At 63.4% G+C, this 15,228-nt stretch carries 13 protein-coding genes and 2 tRNA genes; 3 read left to right on the top strand and 12 right to left on the bottom strand.

Annotation, left to right across the window (positions count from 1 at the left end; genetic code table 11):
* Positions 1-69 precede the first annotated feature (69 nt).
* The 3 genes from JI744_RS03310 to JI744_RS03300 all read right to left on the bottom strand — a co-directional run bounded on the left by JI744_RS03310 (position 70) and on the right by JI744_RS03300 (position 5,094).
* A complete protein-coding gene (locus tag JI744_RS03310; protein WP_202658280.1) occupies positions 70-2,604 on the bottom strand; it encodes a penicillin-binding protein 1A in 2,535 nt (844 codons plus the stop codon).
* Between the two features lie 109 nt (positions 2,605-2,713).
* Positions 2,714-3,913: an N-acetylmuramoyl-L-alanine amidase gene (locus JI744_RS03305; protein ID WP_202658279.1), complete on the bottom strand. Its 1,200-nt coding sequence runs from the start codon at positions 3,911-3,913 to the stop codon at positions 2,714-2,716.
* A gap of 35 nt (positions 3,914-3,948) precedes the next feature.
* The gene (locus tag JI744_RS03300) at positions 3,949-5,094 is read right to left on the bottom strand and encodes a pyridoxal phosphate-dependent aminotransferase (RefSeq protein ID WP_202658763.1); all 1,146 of its coding nucleotides are present in this window, start codon (positions 5,092-5,094) and stop codon (positions 3,949-3,951) included.
* A 127-nt stretch (positions 5,095-5,221) separates the two neighbouring features.
* Here JI744_RS03300 and JI744_RS03295 point away from each other — a divergent pair, with 127 nt between their 5' ends.
* Complete coding sequence (locus tag JI744_RS03295; protein ID WP_236019238.1) at positions 5,222-5,929, top strand: DsbA family protein; 708 nt, start codon at positions 5,222-5,224, stop codon at positions 5,927-5,929.
* Between the two features lie 106 nt (positions 5,930-6,035).
* Here the strand turns inward: JI744_RS03295 and ispG are convergent, their stop codons facing one another.
* The 4 genes from ispG to JI744_RS03275 all read right to left on the bottom strand — a co-directional run bounded on the left by ispG (position 6,036) and on the right by JI744_RS03275 (position 10,337).
* On the bottom strand, positions 6,036-7,160 hold the full coding sequence (gene ispG / locus JI744_RS03290; RefSeq protein WP_202658277.1) for a flavodoxin-dependent (E)-4-hydroxy-3-methylbut-2-enyl-diphosphate synthase: 1,125 nt from the start codon (positions 7,158-7,160) through the stop codon (positions 6,036-6,038).
* Positions 7,161-7,249: 89 nt separating this feature from the next.
* Entirely contained in the window at positions 7,250-8,467 is a 1,218-nt protein-coding gene (locus JI744_RS03285) for a helix-turn-helix domain-containing protein (protein ID WP_202658762.1), read from the bottom strand.
* A 115-nt stretch (positions 8,468-8,582) separates the two neighbouring features.
* The gene (gene hemA / locus JI744_RS03280; protein WP_202658276.1) at positions 8,583-9,812 is read right to left on the bottom strand and encodes a 5-aminolevulinate synthase; all 1,230 of its coding nucleotides are present in this window, start codon (positions 9,810-9,812) and stop codon (positions 8,583-8,585) included.
* A 114-nt stretch (positions 9,813-9,926) separates the two neighbouring features.
* Complete coding sequence (locus tag JI744_RS03275; RefSeq protein WP_202658275.1) at positions 9,927-10,337, bottom strand: hypothetical protein; 411 nt, start codon at positions 10,335-10,337, stop codon at positions 9,927-9,929.
* 104 nt (positions 10,338-10,441) lie between these two features.
* On the opposite strand from JI744_RS03275, the gene JI744_RS03270 reads away from it, so the two are divergent.
* Complete coding sequence (locus tag JI744_RS03270; protein ID WP_202658274.1) at positions 10,442-11,815, top strand: M20/M25/M40 family metallo-hydrolase; 1,374 nt, start codon at positions 10,442-10,444, stop codon at positions 11,813-11,815.
* 56 nt (positions 11,816-11,871) lie between these two features.
* Positions 11,872-12,312 (top strand): GNAT family N-acetyltransferase, encoded by a 441-nt coding sequence (locus JI744_RS03265; protein WP_202658273.1) that lies wholly within the window; start codon positions 11,872-11,874, stop codon positions 12,310-12,312.
* An 87-nt stretch (positions 12,313-12,399) separates the two neighbouring features.
* Here the strand turns inward: JI744_RS03265 and JI744_RS03260 are convergent, their stop codons facing one another.
* From JI744_RS03260 to JI744_RS03240, 5 genes are all read right to left on the bottom strand, one after another.
* Positions 12,400-12,660 (bottom strand): DUF1344 domain-containing protein, encoded by a 261-nt coding sequence (locus tag JI744_RS03260; protein ID WP_202658272.1) that lies wholly within the window; start codon positions 12,658-12,660, stop codon positions 12,400-12,402.
* Between the two features lie 353 nt (positions 12,661-13,013).
* Positions 13,014-13,090: transfer RNA gene (locus JI744_RS03255), tRNA-Asp, on the bottom strand.
* 30 nt (positions 13,091-13,120) lie between these two features.
* A tRNA-Asp gene (locus JI744_RS03250) sits at positions 13,121-13,197 on the bottom strand.
* Positions 13,198-13,303: 106 nt separating this feature from the next.
* On the bottom strand, positions 13,304-14,137 hold the full coding sequence (locus JI744_RS03245; RefSeq protein ID WP_202658271.1) for a DUF3883 domain-containing protein: 834 nt from the start codon (positions 14,135-14,137) through the stop codon (positions 13,304-13,306).
* A gap of 43 nt (positions 14,138-14,180) precedes the next feature.
* Positions 14,181-15,119, bottom strand: a complete 939-nt coding sequence (locus JI744_RS03240) for a pirin family protein (protein WP_202658270.1) — start codon at positions 15,117-15,119, stop codon at positions 14,181-14,183.
* Between the last annotated feature and the right edge of the window lie 109 nt (positions 15,120-15,228).

The following is a 15,228-nucleotide window of genomic DNA, read 5'->3' as shown; positions in this document are numbered from 1 at the left end:
GTCTGATCGGCGGGGTGATAGCGCGCGCCAGCCCTGACGGCAAGCGGCGCGCGGCAGGTAACAGCCCCGCTAATACAGCCCGCCGGAACTGAGCGTGCCGAAGTCGGCCTTTTTCGGCACCGATTTGACCGTTCCGTCCGAGGTGGTCAGCGTATCGCCCTGATCCGACTCGCCCGTAGAGAACAGCGGCAGGTTCGCGCCCATGGTAAAGCCGCCATCGACCAGCGCATCAAGGCCATACAGCACCTCTTCGCCCTCGCGGAAGTATTCGGCAATCACGTTCGGGCCGCTGGCATCGGCGGGCAGCTTGGCGCCGCTGAACCGGTCGATCTTCTGGAAATAGCCACCGGGCGGAACCTTGAAATCGGTGCCACCATAGGTCTTGATCGCCTCTTTCATGAATTCCTGAAAGATCGGAACGCACAGCGTGCCGCCAAAGGCCCCCGGCCCAAGGCTGCGCGGCTGGTCATAGCCCATGTAGCAGCCCGCCACCACGTTCGAGGTATAGCCGATGAACCACACGTCCTTGGCGTCGTTCGTGGTGCCGGTCTTGCCCGCCACCGGCACCGGCAGATGCACGCCAGAGCCCGAGCCGCGCAGGATGACGCCCTGCATCATCGAGGTCAGCTGATAGGCGGTGATCGCATCCATCACCCGTTCGCGGTTGGTGTCGATGGTCACTTCCTTGCCCGCAGGCAGGGTATCGGCGCCACAATCCTCGCAGGTGCGCTTGTCATGGCGATAGACGGTGTGGCCATAGCGGTCCTGCACGCGGTCGACCAGCGTGGGTTCCACCCGCTCGCCGCCATTGGCGAACATGGCATAGGCGGCAACCATCTTGAACAGCGTGGTTTCCTGCGCGCCAAGGCTGTTGGCCAGCAGGGGCTGCAGCCGGTCATAAACCCCGAACCGCTCGGCATAGCCCGCCACGGTATCCATGCCGATTTCCTGCGCGATACGGATCGTCATCAGGTTGCGGCTTTGCTCGATACCGGTGCGCATCGGCGTCGGGCCATAGAACTTGTTCGACGCGTTCTTGGGCGTCCACAGCCCTTGGGGGGTTTCAATCTCGATCGGGGCGTCGACGATGATCGTGGCAGGGGTGAAGCCCGAATCCAGTGCCGCCGCATAGACGAAGGGCTTGAACGAAGACCCCGGCTGGCGCTGCGCCTGCGTGGCGCGGTTAAAGACCGACGCCTGATAAGAGAACCCGCCCTGAATCGCCAGAACGCGGCCCGTGTTCACGTCCATCGCCATGAAGCCGCCTTGCACCTCTGGCACCTGACGCAGCGACCAGCGGACAAATTCGCCCGTCTTGTCATCGGTCACGGGGCGGACCATGACGACATCGCCGACATCGACCAGATCGGCGGGAACTTTGGCCTTTTTGCCCAGGCTGCCATCGGCCAGCTTCTTGCGCGCCCATGTCACGTCATTGGCGGGGATGGTTGCGGTTTCCGCCTCGCCCTCAATTCCCACAGTCGCGGTATCTTCGCCCAGATTCAGCACGACGGCGGCTTTCCAGCCCTCGACGTCGCGCGGCAGGTCCACCACTTCGGCCAAGGCAGGGCGCCAGTCGGCCAGCTTGTCGGCAGGCAGCACCTTGCCCGTGCCGCGCCAGACGCCCTGCCCCCGGTCAAACTTTTCCAACCCCCGGCGCATGGCGCGGGCCGCAATCTCTTGCAGCTTCGGGTCCATGGTGGCCCGGATCGACAGGCCGCCACCAAAGAATTCCTGCTCGCCAAAGCTGCCCGACAACTGGCGGCGGATTTCATCGGTGAAATAATCGCGCGGCGGCAAGGCGGTGCGATAGGCGGGAATGTCGCCGCCCTGCACGGTTTTCAGGTCTTCGCCCTCTGCCGCTTTGGCAACGTCGGCGGGCAGATAGCCGTTCTGCGCCATCTGATCGAGAACGTAATTCCGCCGCTCGATCAAACGGTCCTTGTTGCGCACGGGGTGAAATTCCGACGGTGCCTTGGGCAGTGATGCCAGCGTTGCCGCCTCTGCCGGGGTCAGTTGATCCAGCGTCTTGTTGAAATAGGTCTGGGCGGCGGCGGCGACGCCATAGCTGTTCTGGCCAAGGAAAATCTCGTTCAGGTAAAGCTCAAGGATCTTGTCCTTGGACAAGGTTTCCTCCAGCCGGCTGGCAAGGATGATTTCCTTGATCTTGCGTTCGACGCTGCGGCTGCCATCCAGCAGGAAGTTCTTCATCACCTGCTGCGTGATGGTCGAGGCGCCGCGCACATTCTTGCCCCGGCTAAGCAGCGCATCGCGGAACGCGGCCGCCATGCCGCCAACGTCATAGCCCTTGTGGGTGTAGAAATGCTTGTCCTCGGCTGAAACAAAGGCATCCTTCACCAGATCGGGAATATCCTCGATCGGGGTGAACAGGCGGCGTTCCTGCGCGAATTCGTCGATGATGCGGCCATCGGCGTTGTAGATGCGGCTGATCGTCGGCGGAGTGTAGCGGGCCAGACTTTCGTGGCTGGGCAGGTCGGCGGAATACATATAGAAAATGCCGCCCACCGCCAGCGCCCCGAACAACAGGCCCAGCGTGATCATTGTGAAGATGGCCCCGAAGAAAGACCCTACGAACCGAACCACCCTGTCGCCCCTTTGGCTGCGCGCGTCGCCCTCTTATACGCCACGCAGCGCAAGGTCAAAGCACGGGCTTGCGATGCGGCGGGTTTTTGGCGGGTCAGATTTGTGGCGGTCAGGGCGCCTTGGCCTGAATGGCGGCATCTTCCGCGGCCCAGGCCACCAGCCCGTCGCGCACCGCCCCGGCCATGCGGGCGCGCCATTCCGGGTCGGTCAGACGCTTGAGGTCGCGGGCCGAAGACAGGAACCCCAGTTCCAGCAAGACCGAAGGGATATCGGGCGATTTCAGCACGGAAAACCCCGCCTCCTGCCGCGGATGGCGGTGCATTTTGATGTCAGCCTTTTGCATGGCGGTGACCAGTTGGCCCGCAAGCCGCCCGGTGCGCGGCGTGGTTTCGGTGCGCGCCATGTCCATCAGCACCTGCGCCACCACGTCATCCTGATCCGACAGGTCCACCCCGGCCAACAGGTCATCACGGTCGTGCCGCTCTGCCAGAGTGGCCGAAGCTTCATCCGTCGCGTCATCTGACAGGGTATAGACGGTGGCGCCCACCGCCTCGCCCTCGGCAATGGCATCGGCGTGAAGGGCGATGAACACCCCCGCTCCCGCCCGGCGCGCGACAGAAATTCGCGTCTCCAAGGGAACAAAGCTGTCATCCTCGCGCGTCATCACCACGCTAAAGCGGCCATCGCGCAGCAACAGCTCCTTCAACTCGCGCGCAAAGGTCAGCACCAGATCCTTTTCCAGCGCGCCATCGCGCTCGGCACCGGGGTCGATGCCGCCGTGACCGGGGTCCAGCACCACGACCAGCGGGCCAGAGCCGCCCTTGGCCGGTGGCGGCAGGTCTGCGGCGCGGGGCAGCGCCCATTCCGGCGGTTCCGGTTGTGCCGCCGTCGCGGCAAAGTCGGCGGCAGACGCGGGCGACAGGCGCAACCGCAGATGCGTGCCGCTGACCGTCTCCATCCCGGCAGAGGTTACCAGCATCGGCCCCGGCAGTTCCAGCACCAGCCGCGACCAGCCCGGACGAAACACCCCGGCACGCAAGCTGGCCCCCTTGGGCAAAGGCAGGGTGTCGATCCCCGACCAATCCACTTCGCGCATGTCCAGCACCAGACGCGACGGGTTGTCCTTCACCCGCACCCGCCACGGCACCGGCTGTGACAGGCTCAGATCCAGCACCAGCCCGTCCCCGCCCCCTTGGATAGTCGAGGTTTTCGCCTCGAACCGCGCCAGCGCCGACAGATCCTGCGCCCCGCAGGGCAGCAGCATCAGCCACAGCGCCACCAAACCGCCAAAGAACGCCCGCACCATCATCTGTTCCCAAATATCCCCGCCGGAGGCATGCGCCCTTACCGCCCGCGCTGTGCCATGAAGGTCTGCAACCGTGCCAGCCCCTCGGCAATATCCGCCGTGGCGCGGGCATAGGAAAAGCGCAAGGTCCGCGCACCGCGCACCGGATCGAAATCCAGCCCCGGCGTCACCGCCACCCCTGCCCCGTGCAGGATTTCGCGCGACAGCGCCAGACTGTCCCCGGTCAGGTCCGACACATCGGCGTAGATGTAAAAGGCCCCATCCGGCGGCGCGATCTTGGTGAACCCCGCCTTAGGCAGCCCCTCCAACATCAGGCGGCGGTTTTCGGCATAGGTGGCGCGGTTCGCCTCCAGTTCATCAATGCAGTCAAGTGCTGCAAGGGCCGCAACTTGCGACGCATGGGGCGGACAGATGAACAGGTTCTGCGCCAAGCGCTCGACAGTGCGGATATGCGTTTCCGGCACAACCATCCAGCCGATACGCCAGCCAGTCATGCTGAAGTATTTGGAGAAGGAATTGATCACATAGGCATCATCGGTGATCTCCAGCGCCGAAACCGCGCGGTCGCCGTAATGCAGCCCGTGATAAATTTCGTCCGACACGAAAGAGATGCCACGCGCGGCGCAATGGTCAATCAGCGCTTTCAGATGCCCATGGTCCAGCATCGTGCCCGACGGGTTTCCCGGAGAGGCGACGATCAGTCCCTGCATCTCGACGCCTTCAAGATCGGCGGGCACGGGTTGCAGGCGGTTTTCCAGCGCAGCAGCAATCCCCACAGGCTCAAGGCTCATTGCGCGCAGGATCTGACGATAGCTGGGATAGCCCGGTTCCCCCAAGGCCACCCTGTCGCCCGCGTCGAACAGTGCCGAAAACGCAAGGATGAAGGCGGCAGAAGACCCCGCCGTCACCACCACACGGTCGGGGTTCAGCTCCACCCCATACCAGCGGCGGTAAAGCTGGGAGATGCCAGCCCGCAGCTCTGGCAGGCCCAGTGACACGGTATAGCCCAGTGGCTGATCCAGCGCTGCGGCCAATGCCTTGCGCGCACCAAGGGGCGCGCCGGTACCGGGCTGGCCCACCTCCATATGGATGATGTGGCGGCCTGCGGCTTCCAACTGCCGGGCCTCCTCGACCATATCCATCACGATGAAGGCATCAACATCGCCCCGCCTTGATCTTCGCATCCTGCCGCCCTTAAAGTTCGCGCCCATGTTCCCCTGCGCGGACGGAACGTCAACCCCGCGCCAGACAGAAGGTTTCCTCATGCGCCGCACCCTTGCCGCCCTTTCATTTACACTGACCGGGGCCCTGATGGCGACCACCGCGCTGGCCGGCGGGATTGAGAACATGACCGAAGCTGAGCGCGCCGCATTTCAGAAAGAGGTGCGCGCCTATCTGGTGGCCCATCCCGAGGTGCTGGTCGAGGCGATGGATGCCCTGCAAGCCCAGCAGCAGGCGCAGCAGGCCGATGCCGACAAGCAGATCGTGGCCGACAATCAGGCCGCACTGCTGCAAGACGCCAACAGCTGGGTCGGCGGCAACCCGAACGGCGACATCACCGTGGTCGAGTTCATGGATTACCGCTGCGGTTACTGCCGCAAGGCGTTCAATGAAGTTGAGGAACTGGTGAAGGCCGATGGCAACATCAGATTTGTTGTCAAGGAATTCCCGATATTGGGCGAAGAGTCGGTGGTCTCGTCGCGCTTTGCCATTGCCGTGCGCCAGTTGCATGGGGATGAGGCCTATAAAAAGGCACATGACGCGCTGATCACGCTGCGCGGACAGCCCGATCAGGCCAATCTGGAAAAGCTGGCGGGCGATCTGGGGCTGGACCCGGCGGCGATCTTTGAGGCGATGAAGTCGGATGCGGTGACGGACATCATCAAGGCCAACCATGCGATGGCCGACAAGCTGCAAATCTCTGGCACGCCGACCTTTGTGGTGGGGGACCAAGTGATCCGGGGCTATATGCCGCTGGACGCGATGCAGCAACTGGTTGCGGACGAACGGGCGGGGTAACGCCCCCTCACCCTACCCTCAGAGGCGGGCTACATTTGCCGCCTTTGCGACACGGCCCAAAGGGCGCATTCCCTCTCCCCTTGGGGGAGAGGGTCAGGGTGAGGGGCTATTCCGCCGCCTTCGCCGCCTCGGCCTCGATCTCGGCGGCCTTGGCCTCGACCAATTCGACGATGTGGTCGATCATCTTGTCATTGCCCAGCTTGTGGTGCTGCTTGCCCGCCAGATAGACCATGCCCGTCCCTGCCCCGCCGCCGGTGAATCCGATGTCGGTCATCAAGGCCTCGCCCGGCCCGTTCACCACGCAACCGATGATCGACAGGCTCAGGCTGGTCGTCACATGGGCCAGCCGGTTTTCCAGCTCTGACACCGTCTTGATCACGTCAAACCCCTGACGGGCGCAGCTTGGGCAGGAAATGATCGTCACACCCCGGTGACGCAGGCCAAGGGATTTGAGGATTTCAAACCCCACCTTCACCTCTTCCACCGGATCGGCGGACAGCGAGACGCGGATCGTGTCGCCAATGCCGAACCACAACAGGCTGCCAAGGCCGATGGCCGATTTTACGGTGCCGGAAACCAGCCCCCCGGCCTCGGTGATGCCCAGATGGATCGGCGCGTCGGTGACATGGGCAAGCTGCTGATAGGCGGCGGCGGCCATGAACACGTCGCTGGCTTTCACGCTGATCTTGTATTCGTGAAAATCGTTGTCCTGCAACAGCTTGATATGGTCGAGGCCGCTTTCCACCATGGCATCCGGGCAAGGCTCGCCATATTTGTCCAGCAGGTGCTTTTCCAGCGAACCGGCGTTGACGCCGATGCGGATGGAGCAGCCGTGGTCCTTGGCCGCCCTGACCACCTCGGCCACACGCTTGGCATCGCCGATGTTGCCGGGGTTGATCCGCAGGCAGGCCGCCCCCGCCTCTGCCGCCTCGATCGCGCGTTTGTAGTGGAAATGGATGTCGGCCACGATCGGCACCGGGCTTTCGGCGCAAATCGCCTTTAAGGCGCGGGTCGAATCCACATCCGGCGTGGACACCCGCACAATATCGGCCCCGGCAATCGCCGCGCGCTGGATCTGGTCCAGCGTGGCCGCCACGTCCGAGGTGATGGTGTTGGTCATGGTCTGGACCGAGATCGGTGCATGCCCCCCCACCAGCACCTTGCCCACGCGAATCTGGCGGCTGACACGGCGCTCGATGTTGCGCCAGGGGCGGACGGGATTGTGGGTCATCGGCGGTCTCCTGCGATCACGCGCCCTAGATAAAAGCCAAAAGGCCCCGGCGCAATGCGACCGGGGCCTTTTGGGCATCACGAATAGGGTTATTCGGTTGCCGGAACGGGGGCTGCAACGGCCCCGGCATCGGCCACGAACTGCGCAAGCGCCGAATCTGCCGTCGGATCGGCAGGTTTATAGGCGGCCAGCAGCGCATCGGCCCCCAGATTGACGTTCTTGACAACATTGGCGCCCTTGGCCGCCGGGCCATAGGTCTGACCGTTGACCTGAAAATAGACCGAGCCGGAGTTGCCCGCACGCAGCACAGCTGCCTCTTGCAGCGGCGGCACGGAATAGCGTTCGCCTGCATCAAGGATTTTCTCGAACAAAACGGTGCCGTCCTTGGCCGTGACCTGCACCCAAGACGGGCGCACGGCCAACAGTTCGACACCCGGATTGGCCTGCGCCACAACCTGCACACCGTCGCCGGTGACAACCTGCTCCACAGCCGCGTCAACCGCGCTGGCAAGACTGTTGTCATCAGGCATGCCCTGACGCGGGTTGATCGTGCCGATCGGGCCGTCGCGCGCCTCGAGCAGCGGCACATCCAGCGCCTCTGGGCGATAAAGACGATCCAGCGGATCGGCGGTTGCCCCATCGGCAGCGGCCAGTTGCTGGCCCTGTTCCGGGGCAGACCGCACCAAGGGCGCATCGCCCGCAACATTGCCAAGGGGGTCGATCTCGGCCACGACAGACGGGGCTTGATCAATCGGTGCCAACTGGACGCGCTGCACCTCTTGCAGAACCGACCAGCCGCCATAACCGATGGCACCGATCAGCGCGACCAGCAGCGCGATAGAGCCGATGGCCCCCGGCTCGACATGCGAAAACAGGCTTTGGCCGACCGGCGTGAACGAAATCGCCGGTTTGGCGATGGGGTCATGCCCCTCGCCATCGGCGCGCTTGGCACGCTTGGCGGCGATGGACACCGGCGACGCTGCGGCAGACATGCCATGCGCCACCTCAAAATTCGCCTCGCGGCAGAACTTGGCAAAGGCCATATCCGGGTCCATACCCAGATAGCGCGAATAGGACCGTACATAGCCCGCAATGAAACCGGGGGTTTCAAAGGCACCGACATCGGCGTTTTCAATCGCCGCGATGTAGGTCGCCTTGATCTTCAATTCACGTTGGACGTCCAGCAGGGATTTGCCCAGCGTGGCCCGCTCGCCCCGCATCAGGTCGCCCAGACGCAGTTCGAAATCATCGAACCCCTTCGGCTTGTCCGCCTCTGGCGCCGGAGTCTTTGACCTCCGCCCGATCATACGCCGCCCTGCCTTCCCGCTTGTCCCCAGAAGCCGCCGTTCACGGCGACTCACGCACTTCTTTTGTCGGTTTCCGTAACACAGGACAAGCGATTCTGCACATGCGGAAGCAGGGTTAGGCAGAAGCCTCGGCGCGATTCAGCGCACAGTGCCGCCATAGCGCATCCATCGCCTTCACAACTGCGTCAATCTGCGGCGCATCGTGAACCGGCGATGGGGTAAAGCGCAGCCGCTCGGTTCCGCGCGGCACGGTGGGAAAGTTGATCGGCTGGACATAGACGCCGAACTGATCCAGCAGCATGTCGGACAGCATCTTGCAATGGGTGGGGTTGCCGACATGCACGGGTACAATATGTGACCCGTTGTCGATGATCGGCAGGCCCAAACCGCGCAAGCGCATTTTCAGGATGCGGGCATGCAACTGTTGGGAATCCCGTAGCTTTTGCCCCTCTGCCGTCTTCAGAAAAGCAATCGACGCCGCCGCACCGGCCGCCACCGCAGGCGGCAGCGAGGTGGTGAAAATGAAGCCAGGCGCATAGCTGCGGATGGCATCGACCATCTTCGCACTTGCAGCAATATAGCCGCCAAACACCCCGAAAGCCTTGCCCAAAGTGGCGTTTATAATGTCCACGCGGTGCATCTGGCCATCACGCTCGGCCACCCCTGCCCCGCGCGGTCCATACATGCCCACGGCATGCACTTCATCAAGGTAGGTCAGGGCACCGACCTCCTCTGCCAGATCGCAGATTTCCTTGATCGGGCCAAAATCACCATCCATCGAATAGATCGATTCAAACGCAATCAGCTTGGGCGCAGCCGGGTCATCCGCCGCGATCAATTCGCGCAGATGGGCCACATCGTTGTGGCGGAAAACCCGCTTCAACCCGCCACCCCGCCGCACCCCTTCGATCATCGAGGCATGGTTCAGCGCGTCGGAATAGATGATCAGGCCGGGAAACAGCACCCGCAGCGTGGACAGCGTGGCATCGTTGGCAATGTAGGCACTGGAAAACACCAGTGCGGCCTCTTTGCCATGCAGATCAGCTATCTCGGCCTCTAACTGGTTGTGGTAAACCGTGGTGCCAGAGATGTTGCGCGTGCCGCCCGAACCGGCGCCGGTCGCGTCCAGCGCCTCATGCATGGCGGCCAGAACCACGGGGTGCTGGCCCATGCCCAGATAGTCATTGCCGCACCAGACGGTGATCTCGCGCTCGGTTCCGTCTGGCTTGGTCCAGATCGCCTTGGGGAACTGATCCTTGGTGCGCTTGATGTCGATGAAGGTGCGATAGCGGCCTTCGTCGTGCAGGCGGTTCAAAGCGGCATCAAGTGCTGCGGTATAGTCCATCTTGGCGTCTCCTGGGCAACGCCCCGGCAATAGCACCGAGACGACCTTGGCAACATTGATGTGCGTCAAATCTCTTTTATCCGAAAGATGGCAATTTGCCGCCCCGACTTTCGGCTATTTTTTCTTGGCCGGGCCGACTTCCAGCACCACGACGCAAGGTTCGCTGGCCTTGGCGCGGGCCTTGTCGCAGGACTGAAGCGCGTTCAGACGGGCGGTATCGACATCGGGCAGATCGGCGACTGCGGCGGCAGAGGCCACCGGCTTGCCGCCGCGGATGAAGCCTTCGCTGGGCGAGACGGCCAGCGCCGAGAAATTCGCGGGCTTGCCCGGCAGGAACACCGACAGCGCCTGTTTGTTGGTCATCACCAGACGCAGGGTCTGCAATTCCTCGGGCGTAAGGAACGAATGGGCGGTCAGCGTGACCTGCGATTTGCCGAGTTTGGCGGTTTCTACCGTTGCGGTCTGGGCCAGCGCCGGGGCGGCCAGCAGGGTCAGGGACAGGATCGTGATTGCGCGCAAGGACATCGGGCACCTCTGGTTTTCCGGCCTTCTAGCGCAAGGCGGCGGCTCTGGACAGTCCCTGCCCGCCTGCTAGGCTGCGCCCCGCCGTTCACGAGATGGAGAGTGTGATGAGCCTTGATGCCGTGCTGGCCCGCATCGACCAGGATCTGCCGCAGGCGCTGGACCGCCTGATGGTGCTGCTGCGCATTCCCTCGATTTCCACCGATCCGGCCTACAAGGCCGAATGCGCCAAGGCCGCCGACTGGCTGGTTGAGGATCTGAAGGGCCTGGGGTTTGACGCCTCCAGCCGCCCGACACCCGGCCACCCCATGGTCGTGGGGCATGGCGGAACGGGCGGGCGACACCTGCTGTTCTACGGGCACTATGACGTGCAACCCGTTGATCCTCTGAATCTTTGGGACCGTGACCCGTTTGACCCCGAAATTCAGGATGGCCCCAAGGGCCCGTTGATCCGCGGCCGGGGGGCATCGGATGACAAAGGCCAGTTGATGACGTTCGTGGAGGCCTGCCGGGCTTGGAAAGCCGTGCATGGCAGCCTGCCGGGCAAGCTGACGATCTTTCTGGAGGGCGAGGAAGAATCGGGCTCGCCTTCGCTTATCCCCTTCATGAAAGACAACGCCGCAGAGCTGAAAGCCGAGATCGCGCTGATCTGCGATACCGGGCTGTTCGACGACCAGACCCCCGCCATCACCACCATGTTGCGCGGGCTGTTGGGCGAGGAACTGACGATCCATGGCCCGAACAAAGACCTGCATTCGGGCGGCTATGGCGGGGCGGCGATCAACCCGATCCGCGTGCTGTCCAAGGTGCTGGCCGGGCTGCATGATGCCAATGGCCGCGTGACGGTGCCCCATTTCTATGATGGAGTAACCGAACTGCCCGACGAGATCCGGGCGCAATGGCAGAACCTGACCTTTGATGCCGCAAAATTCCTAGGCGATGTTGGCCTGTCGGTGCCTGCGGGCGAGGTGGACCGCACGCCCCTGGAAATGCTGTGGTCGCGGCCGACGGCAGAGATCAACGGCATCTGGGGTGGGTATACTGGCGAAGGCTTCAAGACCGTGTTGCCCGCCGAGGCCCATGCCAAGGTGTCGTTCCGCTTGGTAGGGGACCAAGACCCCTTTGCCATCCGCGAAAACTTCCGCGCCTGGGTGCAGGCGCAACTGCCGCCCGATTGCACCGTGGAATTCCACGGCCACGGCAATTCGCCCGCCGGCGTCATGGCGATCGGCGACCCCGCCTTCGAATCGGCCCGTCAGGCGCTGAGCGACGAATGGGGCGTGCCTGCGGCCTATATCGGCTGCGGCGGGTCGATCCCGATTGCGGGCTATTTCAAGACCGTGCTGGGCATGGATGCGATGCTGATCGGCTTTGGCCGGGATGATGACCAGATCCATTCGCCCAACGAAAAATATGATGTGGAGTGTTTCCACAAGGGCATCCGCAGTTGGGCGCGGGTTCTGGCCCGGTTGCAGGCGTAAGAGCGGGGGGTTTCACACCCCCCGCACCCTCCGTGGGATATTTGGGCCAGTATGAAATGAACATCAGGGATGCAGGGCAAGAGGACGAGGCAGCATGGCGTGCGCTGTGGGCCGGGTATTTGGCCTTTTACGGGGTGGAGTTGCCCGAGACGCAGACCGCGCTGACCTGGGCGCGGATCATGGGCGACGGGCCAATGAACCTGCGGCTGGCCAAAGAAGGGGGCCGGGTGATCGGCTTTGCGCTGTGGAACCACCACCCGTCCAGCTGGGCGATGGCGGATGATCTGTATCTGGAGGATCTGTTCGTTGACCCACAAGCGCGGGGCAAGGGGCTGGGCCGGGCGCTGATTGCCGATCTGTTCAACATTGCCAAGGCGCGGGGGTTTTCGCGGGTCTGGTGGATGACGGAAGAGGGGAATGCACAGGCGCGGCGGCTGTATGACAGCCTGTCGGACTATGACGGGCATATCCGTTACCGCACCCGTCTGGCACCCTGAAAGTCTGGCGCCCTGAAAGTCTGACACCCTAAAAAAACGGGAGCCCGAAGGCCCCCGTTCCCGACCGCCGCATCGTCCTGGGGGGGGTCAGCCGGCGGTCATCGCGCTGGCCTCATGGGCCTTGCCCTTCATCTCCCATGTGATCTTGACCTTTTCGCCCGCCTTGAAGGCTTCGGCCTTGAACCCCTTGGGCAGTTGGTAAACCGAGCCATCGGCCAGCGTGACCGTGTGGGTCTTGGCATCCAGCGCCTTGATAGTGCCCAAGGTGACGGTGGGGGCCGCCATCGCAACGCCTGCGGTGGCAAGGGCGGCAACAAGGGTGATCGTCGAGAAAATGGTCTTGCGCATCATATGCTCCATCCCGGTCGGGGTCGCACCCACGCTCCGGGCCGTTTGGCCAAGGCCGTCCCGGTCTGTCGCGTCGGCGATGTGTCGCCCGGCGGACCGCAGCCTCGGTGGGGAACATCGCACCGTCGGGAACATGGCGATAGCCCCCCTTGCGCGGTTCTGATCGGGCGTGAAGCCGGGTTGAAGACCCGCCACAGCGGCGCGGGAAAGATCAGGACTTTCGATGATGTTTCATCATGTTACGCGTATCGCGCCAAAGTGACTGGCCCGATGACTGGGCCGCACCGGGGGGCAGAACGCACATGAGATAGGCGGCCAAGGGCCGATCTGTGCAAGATGAAGGGAAGGGAAAGTGGCGCGGTTGACGGGGCTCGAACCCGCGACCCCCGGCGTGACAGGCCGGTACTCTAACCAACTGAGCTACAACCGCGCATTACGCGAGGGGCATTCAGGAAACGAGTGGCGCGGTTGACGGGGCTCGAACCCGCGACCCCCGGCGTGACAGGCCGGTACTCTAACCAACTGAGCTACAACCGCCATCTCGTTTCCGGGTTGCCCCGGCGTGGGCGGGTATTACGGGGCTTCGCAGGCGGCGTCAAGCGCGGGAAAGAAGAATTCCGTAGAAGACGCACCCTTCCCGAACCTAGTGAAAGCTGGCCTGAAAAGTTGTGGCTGTCAGAGTGACATGAGCATCAAGCGGAGGATGCAGCTCGAAGGCTTCGGGCGCGCGCGCGAAATTCCACAGTCGCAGCAGGCACCACTCCCCGCGCCGCTCTTCGGCGACGGCAAGTTCATTGCGGGAAATGTGGAAGGGCGTCCGATTCCAGCCGTTCGTCGTCTTGACCTCGATCAGCCGCGGCCTGCCCTGCGGCGTAAAGCTGGCGATGTCATAACCGGCCCCATCGCCATCCTCCTGTGACACCCAACGCAGGCGACGTGCAAGGTCGTCACGACCGGCCGCGCGCAGTGTTTCCCGTTCATGGGCAAGGGCAAGTTCTTCTCCCGCGCGACCCAGCGCTCGGTTGCGCTCATCGCGGGCTGCGACATCATATTTGCGGGCCAGCCGCAGCATCTGATCAAGCTCTGGCGGGGGCGGCTGATTTGACAGCGTCGGTGCAGGGCCGACATAAAGGCGAGGCGCTTCGCGTAGTGCGGTCCCCATAAGTTTTGCGGGGTTGCCTAGCCACCCTTCAGGATGGGTGCTCAGCCAGCGCAAAACGGCACTCTCCAATGCCTCCTGATAGTTCACGGCCGGTTTGTAACCGGCAATCCACGGCTCACCCAGACCCTTGAGGATCGCACTGATATTCTGGTGTTTGAACTCGATGGCCGCCCGGGCGCGTGGCATATGTTGCCGCAACTGCCTGTTATGTTCCGCCTTGTTGTAGGATCGCCCGGCCAAATCCTCTGCCAGCATCGCGAAATAGTCCGCGACGATCAGGTCGTTCTCGACATAGGTCCAGGCACCGGATGACATCGGCCCAGGCTAGTGGGCACCGGCGCGGCTGTCATCCCGGCATTTACCGCTCCGGTGCCGGGATGAACTCTGCATTGTCATTTGGCGGCAGATGGAATCGACCATGCGCCCAATCTCCTGCCCGCCAGGCCTCTTTCGCGGCGTCGATGCGGTCTTTGGACGAGGCGACGAAGTTCCACCAGATATGTCGGGGGCCGTCCATCGTCGCGCCGCCCAGCACCATCAGGCGGGCGCCTTCGCCCCCAGCCTTGACCGACACGCGGTCACCGGGGCGGAAGACCAGCATTTGCCCGGCAGGGAAGGTTTGGCCGCCCACGGTCACCTCGCCCTTTAGCACATAGATGCCGCGGTCTTCGTGATTGTCGGGCAAGGGCAGCGACGCGCCGGGCGCAAGGGTGGCATCGGCATAGATGGTTTCGGAATGCAGCGGCACGGGGGCGGTTTCGCCCCAGCCAGAGCCGAGAATCAGGCGGACATGCTTGCCCTCGCCCTCCAACTCGGGCAGGGCGCTGGCATGGGCGTTGTGGAAGGCGGCGGGGTCATCTTCGTTGGCCTTGGGCAGCGCCAGCCAAGTTTGCAGGCCGAACATCGTATGGGGGGCCTGCCGCACCGCGCCGTCGGTGCGTTCGGAGTGGGTGATGCCATTGCCCGCGACCATCAGGTTCACCTCTCCGGGCGTGATCCAGGCATCGGTGCCCAGACTGTCGCGGTGGTGCATCTGGCCTTTCAGCAGATAGGTCACGGTGGACAGGCCGATATGGGGGTGCGGGCGCACGTCGATGCCCTGCCCCGTCAGGAATTCGGCCGGACCCATCTGGTCGAAAAAGATGAACGGGCCAACCATCTGCCGCTGCGCCGAGGGCAAGGCGCGGCGCACCTCGAACCCGCCAAGATCACGGGCACGGGGGATGATGACCGCCTCAATGGTATCGACCTGATCGCCGATCGGAATGGTTGGGTCTAGCGCGGGGTTCCAGCTCATCGCGGCCTCCTTTGGTTTCCCCTAGGATGGGGTCTTTGGCGCAGGAAGCAACCGGCATGGATGCACAAGACCCGTGCGGTAGGGGCAAGCGACATGCGAGAATGAAAAC

The sequence above is a fragment of the Fuscibacter oryzae genome (assembly GCF_016765795.1).
Taxonomy (GTDB): Bacteria; Pseudomonadota; Alphaproteobacteria; order Rhodobacterales; family Rhodobacteraceae; genus Fuscibacter; species Fuscibacter oryzae.
The sequence above is the reverse complement of the archived record's forward strand: the minus strand, read 5'-3'. Positions and strand labels throughout refer to the sequence as shown.

Coding starts and splice junctions, on each gene's coding strand:
- JI744_RS03305 (WP_202658279.1), bottom strand. CDS start 3,913: ATGATGGTGCGGGCGTTCTTTGGCGGTTTGGTGGCGCTGTGGCTGATG.
- JI744_RS03295 (WP_236019238.1), top strand. CDS start 5,222: ATGGCGACCACCGCGCTGGCCGGCGGGATTGAGAACATGACCGAAGCT.
- JI744_RS03265 (WP_202658273.1), top strand. CDS start 11,872: ATGAACATCAGGGATGCAGGGCAAGAGGACGAGGCAGCATGGCGTGCG.
- JI744_RS03275 (WP_202658275.1), bottom strand. CDS start 10,337: ATGTCCTTGCGCGCAATCACGATCCTGTCCCTGACCCTGCTGGCCGCC.
- JI744_RS03245 (WP_202658271.1), bottom strand. CDS start 14,137: ATGTCATCCGGTGCCTGGACCTATGTCGAGAACGACCTGATCGTCGCG.
- hemA (WP_202658276.1), bottom strand. CDS start 9,812: ATGGACTATACCGCAGCACTTGATGCCGCTTTGAACCGCCTGCACGAC.
- JI744_RS03260 (WP_202658272.1), bottom strand. CDS start 12,660: ATGCGCAAGACCATTTTCTCGACGATCACCCTTGTTGCCGCCCTTGCC.
- JI744_RS03240 (WP_202658270.1), bottom strand. CDS start 15,119: ATGAGCTGGAACCCCGCGCTAGACCCAACCATTCCGATCGGCGATCAG.
- JI744_RS03285 (WP_202658762.1), bottom strand. CDS start 8,467: ATGATCGGGCGGAGGTCAAAGACTCCGGCGCCAGAGGCGGACAAGCCG.
- JI744_RS03270 (WP_202658274.1), top strand. CDS start 10,442: ATGAGCCTTGATGCCGTGCTGGCCCGCATCGACCAGGATCTGCCGCAG.
- JI744_RS03300 (WP_202658763.1), bottom strand. CDS start 5,094: ATGCGAAGATCAAGGCGGGGCGATGTTGATGCCTTCATCGTGATGGAT.
- ispG (WP_202658277.1), bottom strand. CDS start 7,160: ATGACCCACAATCCCGTCCGCCCCTGGCGCAACATCGAGCGCCGTGTC.